Below are 7630 nucleotides of genomic sequence, written 5' to 3' on the forward strand. Positions count from 1 at the left end.
TCACCTGCCGTCATGCCGGGCGAATACTTTGTGCCGACCAGCAAGAATATTCGGGCAGCGTCTCCGCCTTTTCGGCAGCCGCGAGCGGCGACCCGAGCGCCTACTACATCTCGGTTTCGTCCAAAATCAGCCGAGCAAGCTTCATCAGCGGCGCGCCCGCTTGGCAGGCCCACCGCTCGGCCTCGGTCAAACTTGAGCCTGGCGCGCAAGCCTGCGTGCTGGCGCTCGATCCCCAGGCATCCGCCGCCGTGAGCCTGCAGGGCTCGACCAACGTCTCGATGAGCAACTGCGTGATCGCCGCAAACTCGGATGCGCCCGACGCCGTGAACAGGGGCGGTTCCGCACTGGTTTCAGCGGGCTGCGTCTCGACTGTCGGCGGCACTTCCGGGCTTTCGTCACCCAACGCCACACTCACCTGTGGAATGCCGCTCGAACATCAATATGCGTCTTTTGATCCTCTGGCCGACGTCGTCCCTCCCCCCTTCACATTGTGTCTGCCGGTCCCGAACGGCAAAACCTACACGCTGTCGCCCGGCACGTATTGCGACAAGACATTGTCGGGGGACATCACACTTGATCCGGGCGTCTACATCCTGCGCGGCACCACCATCAAGCCCGGCGGCAACGGTAGCCTGACAGGCCACGGCGTGACTATATTCCTCATGGAAGGCGCACAGCTCTACATAAATGCCAATGAGAAGGTGGACCTTTCCCCGTCCACCAGCGGCCCCTATGCCGGCATCACCATTTTCGAGGATCACGGGAACACGTCCGCCTTGACGCTCAATGGCGGGGCAAATTCCACGATCAGCGGTTTCGTCTATGCGCCTGACGCGCCCATTTCCTACGCTGGCAACTCAGATATGAGCAGTCAGGGCGATTGTCTGAGGCTTGTCGGCAAGACCGTGCTGATGACGGGAAACTCGTCCGTCAGGACGGATTGCACGGCCATGCTTGGAAATCGCGAGATGTATGCCAGTCGCCGCATCACTCTCGCGAAATGAAGAGGCCACGTTTCGGGCGTCAGCGGTAGTGAAAGCGCCGGTCGCCCACCGTCTCGATCGGCACATCGGTTGCGAAAATCGGTCATCCGGCGCCGGATGATGGCACGGTGCTGAAGGCACTCGCGCTGAAGATGGCGACAGACGCGCAGCGCTGAGAGTGCAAAACGGCAGTCGCCACTATCAGCCGCCGAAGACGTCTTTCAGGAATGCATGAGAGGCAAGGATGGATTGCTCGGCCGCATTGTACTGCATCCGGTGACCATAGGTCTCGATGCCAGTCTTCAATCCTGCGGAGTCAAATCCGTGACGAGCACCCGGGTAGACGTCAAGCTGTACGGAGCTTCCCTTGCCGCTGCGCTGCGTCATCATCTCCTGGCAAATTTTGGCGGGGGTCCGATCGTCAAGCTCGCCGATCAGTATCAAGGTCGGGGCCGCCATGTCGCCATTCGTTGCCGAACAATCCGGATAGTAGGCGATCGCAGCCTTGAATTTGCGCTCCATAAGCCGCTCGTCTCCACCAGATTGCAAGGCCTCGAGCGTTGCGTTCCCGCCAGCGGAGAACCCAATCAACGCAATGCGCCGCGGGTCGACAAAACTGTATTTCGATAGGAATTCCAGAGCGCCGTAGGCGTCATATACGCGATCAACAGAGTGGAGGCCATCACAGGTCTCCTTTATGCCGCGGGTGCTGAAGCTGTCGACGACGAGGACGACGTAACCCCAGGAGGACAGTCGCTCGGACCAGGTTTTCGGGCAGACCTGAACATCCGTGCAGAACCACGAGAGCCGGGAACGGCCCCTCACCCGGCGGCCGCGTTAAATACCCCTGCAGCGGCGTGCCGGGAACGGCCTTCGGGACCTTGCCGCCTGCTTGCGCAATGCGCTTCTGAAATGACGTTGGCTCCGAAGCCGCGCTTTCAAACTGCACCGGCTGGTCAGCGCGCGCTGGCGCGGCATGCAGATAGCTACCGATACAAAGGCAGGTCAGACAGACGATCTTGTTGGGCAGGCTCGGCAGGGTGAAGGCCATGGGTGCCTTCTTCGTTACATCGGCCGCCTTATCTGCTGTACCCGCTCGGGCTCGACCACCTTGCGGTAGAGATGCCAGGTGGCATGGCCGAGCACCGGCATGACGACGGCGAGCCCGGCAAACAGCGGGATCGAACCGATCACCAGAAGCACGGCGACCAGCAAGCCCCACAGCGCCATTTGCAGCGGGTTGGCCATCACCGCCCGGGCCGAGGTCTCGATCGCCGAAACGGCGCCGACGTCACGGTCGAGCAGCAGCGGGAAGGCAACCACGGTGGTGGCCAGCACGACTACGGCGAAGACAAAGCCCGCGGCATTGCCGGCAAGGATCAGCGTCCAGCCCTTGCTGGTGGTCAGCACGTCGCGGATGAAGCCACCAATCGAGGCCGGCGGCTGGTCGCCGAACAGCCCAGTGTAGATCGATTGCGCGGTGTAGAGCCACAGCAGGAACAGCGCCACCAGCATGACGCCGATGACAGCGATCGACGGAACCGCGGACGAGCGCCGCACGTCAAACGCGTGCCGCCAGGAGGTGTTCATGCCGAACTCGCGCCGGCGGCTGATCTCGTAAAGGCCGAGGGCCGCAAATGGCCCAAGCAGCGCGAAACCCGACATCAGGGGATAGATGAGCTGGATGGCATTGGCGCCGGACGTCCACTGCGTCAGGATCAAGCCGACGATGGGATAGATCAGGCACAGGAACACGTAGTGCGATGGTTTTGCCCAGAAATCCTCGAAGCCGAGACGCAGCGCGTCCCAAAGTTCCGACGTGGTGATGCGGCGCACCGTTGGCTGCACATGCATTCCACGTGCGTCTGCCATGACATGAAAGCCGGCCATAACCTTCCTCCCGTGTGTCGGGGCGGTCACCGCCTGGATGGCCGCCCGGAGCTGCCATTTCTCGTACAGCGTTATCCTAGCCGATTTAGAAGCAGTTGTCGCCAAGTCCACCGGTAACGGCTGGTTGAACCGGGCGGCAGCAGACTTGGCGCCGCGCGCCGCCATGCACTTGGCGCCGCGCGGCTGGCAACTTATGAAGCGAAGCGATCGATCACCTCAGTCAGGGGGACGTGGCCAAGGCAGGCGCCAGAACCGGCGGGCTGTTCGCCATCCTCGACAGCCAGCGCATAACGCACGGCCGGATCGGATTCGATGCGAAGGCGCAATCCGGCCAGCTTGGGATAGGCAGCGCCGTCGATCGCCTGGTGAAACTCCGCCCAGCGCGCCACGCCGATCAGCGTGGTATCGGCCAGCGTCAGCCGGTCGCCGACCAGGAAATCCGTGTCGGCGATCATCGCATCGAGCCGATCATGACGTTCCGCAACGGCCTTGCGGCCGAACTCCCGCAAGGTCGCCTTCAGCGCCGGTTCATCCGCCGCCATTTCCAATGCCACCCAGAGCGGGCTGAAGGCGGCGGTGAAACCGGTGTTCACGAAGGCCATCAGCTGGTGCATGCGGTCGGCTTGCGGCGTGCGCGGTTCGAAGCTGATGCGGCGCTGTGTGTCGCGGGCTTCGAGCCACGAGGCGATGGCCATTGTCTCGGTGAGCACCCGGCCTTCGTCGGTGATCAGCACCGGCGTTTCCTGACGATCGTTGATGCTGGCATAGGCATCGTTTTTCATCTCGGTGAGCATGTCGACGCGGCACAGGCGATAGGGTTGCCCGATCCGTTCGAAGGCAGCGACAAGCCCCATCGAGCTTCCCGCCGGGAAGCCGTAAAGGAGGATAGGTTCCATTTGTTTTCTTCCGTGATTGAGAGGATCACGCCGCGCAGCGAAACTTGACCCTAAACGCTTGTCGTCCCATGTAAATTACGCACAATTCTGTAACCAGGATCCGCCCATGAAAGACGTCGTCTCACGCTGCCCGATCGAAGAGACCATGCGCGTGCTCAGCGGCCGCTGGCCCACACTGCTGCTCTATTATCTGAAGGACGGGACCAAGCGGTTCAGTGACCTGAGACGTGACAACCCGACGGTGTCGCATCGCATCCTGACCCTGGAACTGCGCAAGCTGGAAGAGGCCGGCATCGTGCGGCGCACGGTGCGTCCGGGTTATCCGTTGCGGGTCGACTATGACCTCACGGCGCCTGGCCGCCGGCTTGTACCGCTCATCGACGCGCTCGGGTCGTGGTGGGTGCATACGGAAGACGACCGGATGGGCGGTCCTCGGACGCAGATCTCGATACTGCCGCCTAACATCTTCGATTTTCGCCGCCCTGCCCGGCAAAAGCCATGATCGACGTTATCTCAGGGGCATGACCATAGCGAAAATCGAAACCCACCCGATCCCGAATCTGCACAGGCGCATGGTGCTGACCGGCCTCGCAGCCTTGGCGGGCCTCGCCGCCTGCAGCACCGTTTCACTGCCGTCAGGCGAAGGCGCCGGGGTCTCCTCCTCCGCCACCAGCACGCTGGCCAGCATCCGCGCCTCGGCGGGGCTCGCGCCGCTGGTCGCCGACCGGCAACTCGAACAGGCTGCCCTGCAGCAGGCCGGCTACATGGCGCAGCGCCGCCGCATGAGCCACACCACCGGCTGGGGCAAGGATTTCGCCTCGCGCGTCAAGGACAATCGAATTTCCGGCGCCGCGGCGGAGAACATCGCCGAGGGTCGTTTCGACCTCGAGAAGCTGTTCGACATCTGGGTGCATTCACCTGGCCATCGCCGCAACATGCTCGACCCGCGCTTCACCCGCTTCGGCCTTGCCTATGTGCGCGACGGCGGCGACAGCAAGCTCCGTTACTGGAGCCTCGTGCTCGGAAAATAGAGCTAGTCCATATGAGCTGCCGGCGCGCCGCCGGCAGACGCCTGCTTGGGCTTGCGCAGCAGGAAAACAAACGGGATGGCAAGCAGCGTCATCACCATGAGTATTTTGAAGTCGTTGACGTAGGAGATCATCATCGCCTGCAGATTGACCATGCGATCGACCTGCGAAAGCGCCGTCGGATCGCCGCTCGCGGCGGCAGGAGAGACCGCCCAAAGATTGGGGTTGAACGGGTTGATGAAGGCCGAAAGCTCGGTGTGATTGATCTGCGTGTTGCGCACCATCAGGACCGTCACGACCGACACGCCTATGGACGAGCCAAGATTGCGCACCAGGCTGAACAGGGCCGTGGCATCGGTGCGGAAGCGAACGTCAAGCGTGGCGAAGGCGACGGTCGACAGCGGCACGAACACCATTCCCATCCCCAGGCCCTGGATGACGCCGGAGCTGATGATCAGCCAATTGTCCATCTGCGGCGTGAAGCTGGACATGGTGTAGAGCGACTGTGCGGTCAGGAGGAAGCCGATCACCACGAGGATCCTGGCGTCGATCTTGCTCATGAGCCGGCCGACGACCAGCATTGAAATCATGGTGCCGACACCGCGTGGCCCTATGACGACGCCGATGGTGACGGTCGGATAGCCGAAGATGGTCGACAGCATCGGCGGCAACAGCGACATGCTCGCCAGGATGAGCACACCCATGATGAAGATGAACGCCAGCCCGGTCACGAAATTGCGGTCGAGGAAGATCTTGGGATCGATGAAGGGGTGTTCGGCGGTCATGGTGTGAATGATGAACACCCAGAAGCCGGTGAGCGAAAGACCAAGTTCGATCCAGATCTCGACCGAGGAAAACCAGTCGACCTCGCCGCCGCGATCGAGCAGCAGCTGAAGCGCGCCGACGCCGAGCGATATCATGGCGAAGCCGAAGAAATCGAAGCCGCGCACCCGCCGGGCAACGGCCGGCAAGTAGGCGGCCATGCCGAGAAAGGCGACGATGCCGACCGGCAGGTTGATGAAGAACACCCAGCGCCAGTTGAAATTCTCGGTCAGCCAGCCACCCAGCGTCGGGCCCAGAATCGGCCCCAGCATGATGCCGGCGCCCCAAATGGCCATCGCCTGGCCATGGCGTTCCCTGGGATTGATGTCGAGCAGGAAGGTTTGCGACAGAGGCACGATCGCCGCTCCGAACACGCCTTGCATCAGCCGGAAGAACACTATGCTCTCCAGGCTCCAGGCGATGCCGCACAGCATCGAGAATATGGTGAAGCCGACCACTGCCGTCAGGAACAGTTCCTTGCGGCCGAAGCGGTCGGCCAGCCAGCCGGTGACCGGCGTCATGATGGCGGCGGCAACGATGTAGGAGGTCAGCACCCAGTTGATGTTGTCCGGCGAGGCGCCGAGATCGCCCGTCATTGTCGGCAGAGCGACGTTGGCGATCGTCGTGTCGAGCGCCTGCATGACCGTCGCCAGCATGAGCGCGACCGTGATCAGGCCGCGATGCGGCACCTCTTTGAAGGGTTCGGGCGTGCTCATGGCGTGGAACTTCCAGCAGGTAACAAAAACGTGTACAAGGGGTTTCCGGGCGGCAACGCCTTCCGTTGAGAGACCCTAGTCGCGGTGGGACGCGATCGTCGATGTGGGGGTTACATCGACTGAAAGTCTCTGATGAGCGGATGCCTGCCGCCCGGAAACATGAGGACCGACGAGTCTGCCTCGGAGATTTCAGATTTCGGCCAGGCCGCGACGCGGCAGCGCCAAAACGCTGATCCTTCCAGCTCCTCCCATCAGACCAATCCTGCTATTCACCTCCGCCGCTGGTCCTGCGGCAATCTGTTGACGTTACTGCGCGGCCTCGCCAGCCGTGGCGTGACCAAAGATCGAGGGCAGGCCACGCGCCACGCCGGTGTCGACGGTAACGGTGGCGCTCATGCCGGTGCGCAACGCCATCTTGGCGTCCGCATCGATCAGTTCGAGACGAACCGGGATACGCTGTGTGACCTTGACCCAGTTGCCGGTGGCATTTTGGGCCGGCAGCAGCGAGAACTCGGCTCCCGTGCCGGCGCCGATCGCCTTGACCGTCGCCTCGAAGGTGCGCCCTGGATAGGTGTCGACCACGATCTCCGCCTTCTGGCCGGGCTTCATGTGGGTGAGCTGCGTTTCCTTGAAATTGGCATCGATCCAGGTGTCACCGGTCTCGACCAGCGAAAACAGCGGCGTGCCGGAACCGACATATTGACCGACCTTGAACGACGAGGCCTGGCTGACGATGCCGTCCGCCGGCGCCTTGACCGTGGTCTGCGCCAGGTCATAGGCCGCCTTGTCGCGCGCGGCGAGCGCGGCCATCACGGTCGGGTGCTTGTCGGTCTCGATGTCGGGATTGCCGCCAAGGCCTGCCTTGGCGCTGATGATGCCTTGCTCGGCAACCGCCAGCTGCTGCTTGGCCTTGTCGAGATCGTTCTTGGCTTCGTCGAGCGACGATTTGGCGTTGATGCCCTTCTGGGCAAGATCGGCGGCGCGGTCGAACTGAGACTGGGCGAAGGCGACCTGGCTGGCATCGGATTTCTGCTGAGCCATCGACTGGCCATAGGCCGCGCGCAACTGCTCGACATTGAGACGCGCCCCCGCAACCGCGGCGTCGGCCTGCGCCAGCGCGATCCGGTAGGGCTCCGGGTCGATGGCAAACAGCTCGTCACCCTGCTTGACCAGCTGGTTATCGAAGATGTCGACCTTAACGATGCGGCCGGCCGTGTCGGAAGCGATCGACACCTTAGCCTGCTGCAGATTGGCGTTCTCGGTCTCCTGATAGCGGCCGCCGGTGACCCAGACAT

The 7630-nt window shown here is 62.6% G+C and carries 9 protein-coding genes; 3 read left to right on the top strand and 6 right to left on the bottom strand.

Going from position 1 to position 7630, the window contains the following annotated elements; genetic code table 11:
• On the top strand, nucleotides 1–1004 hold a 1004-nt coding region (locus EOD15_RS23990), incomplete at its 5' end, for a pilus assembly protein (protein ID WP_127408889.1).
• Nucleotides 1005–1184: 180 nt separating this feature from the next.
• On the opposite strand, the gene EOD15_RS36945 is transcribed toward EOD15_RS23990, so the two are convergent.
• The 4 genes from EOD15_RS36945 to EOD15_RS24005 form a co-directional block, all read right to left on the bottom strand.
• Nucleotides 1185–1736, bottom strand: coding sequence for a prolyl oligopeptidase family serine peptidase (locus EOD15_RS36945; protein ID WP_245463750.1), 552 nt, complete (start codon nucleotides 1734–1736; stop codon nucleotides 1185–1187).
• Nucleotides 1666–2034, bottom strand: a complete 369-nt coding sequence (locus EOD15_RS36950; RefSeq protein ID WP_245463751.1) for a hypothetical protein — start codon at nucleotides 2032–2034, stop codon at nucleotides 1666–1668. The genes EOD15_RS36945 and EOD15_RS36950 overlap by 71 nt, the downstream gene beginning before the upstream one ends.
• Before the next feature lie 14 nt (nucleotides 2035–2048).
• Nucleotides 2049–2873 carry a DUF2189 domain-containing protein gene (locus tag EOD15_RS24000; RefSeq protein WP_127322473.1) on the bottom strand — a complete coding sequence of 275 codons (825 nt, stop codon included), beginning with the start codon at nucleotides 2871–2873 and terminating at the stop codon, nucleotides 2049–2051.
• A 191-nt stretch (nucleotides 2874–3064) separates the two neighbouring features.
• Nucleotides 3065–3769, bottom strand: coding sequence for a glutathione S-transferase family protein (locus tag EOD15_RS24005; RefSeq protein ID WP_127408890.1), 705 nt, complete (start codon nucleotides 3767–3769; stop codon nucleotides 3065–3067).
• Between the two features lie 106 nt (nucleotides 3770–3875).
• Between EOD15_RS24005 and EOD15_RS24010 the strand changes: the two genes are divergently transcribed.
• Nucleotides 3876–4271, top strand: a complete 396-nt coding sequence (locus tag EOD15_RS24010) for a helix-turn-helix domain-containing protein (RefSeq protein WP_127408891.1) — start codon at nucleotides 3876–3878, stop codon at nucleotides 4269–4271.
• Nucleotides 4272–4290: 19 nt separating this feature from the next.
• Nucleotides 4291–4800 (top strand): CAP domain-containing protein, encoded by a 510-nt coding sequence (locus EOD15_RS24015; protein ID WP_127322629.1) that lies wholly within the window; start codon nucleotides 4291–4293, stop codon nucleotides 4798–4800.
• A gap of 2 nt (nucleotides 4801–4802) precedes the next feature.
• On the opposite strand, the gene EOD15_RS24020 is transcribed toward EOD15_RS24015, so the two are convergent.
• Together EOD15_RS24020 and EOD15_RS24025 are read right to left on the bottom strand one after the other, a co-directional pair.
• Nucleotides 4803–6335, bottom strand: coding sequence for a DHA2 family efflux MFS transporter permease subunit (locus tag EOD15_RS24020; protein ID WP_127322630.1), 1533 nt, complete (start codon nucleotides 6333–6335; stop codon nucleotides 4803–4805).
• Between the two features lie 306 nt (nucleotides 6336–6641).
• Nucleotides 6642–7630: HlyD family secretion protein (locus tag EOD15_RS24025; protein WP_148129628.1), on the bottom strand; the 989-nt coding region annotated here is incomplete at its 5' end.

Origin of the sequence: Mesorhizobium sp. M7A.T.Ca.US.000.02.2.1, assembly GCF_003996995.1 — a bacterium.
Lineage (GTDB): Bacteria > Pseudomonadota > Alphaproteobacteria > Rhizobiales > Rhizobiaceae > Mesorhizobium.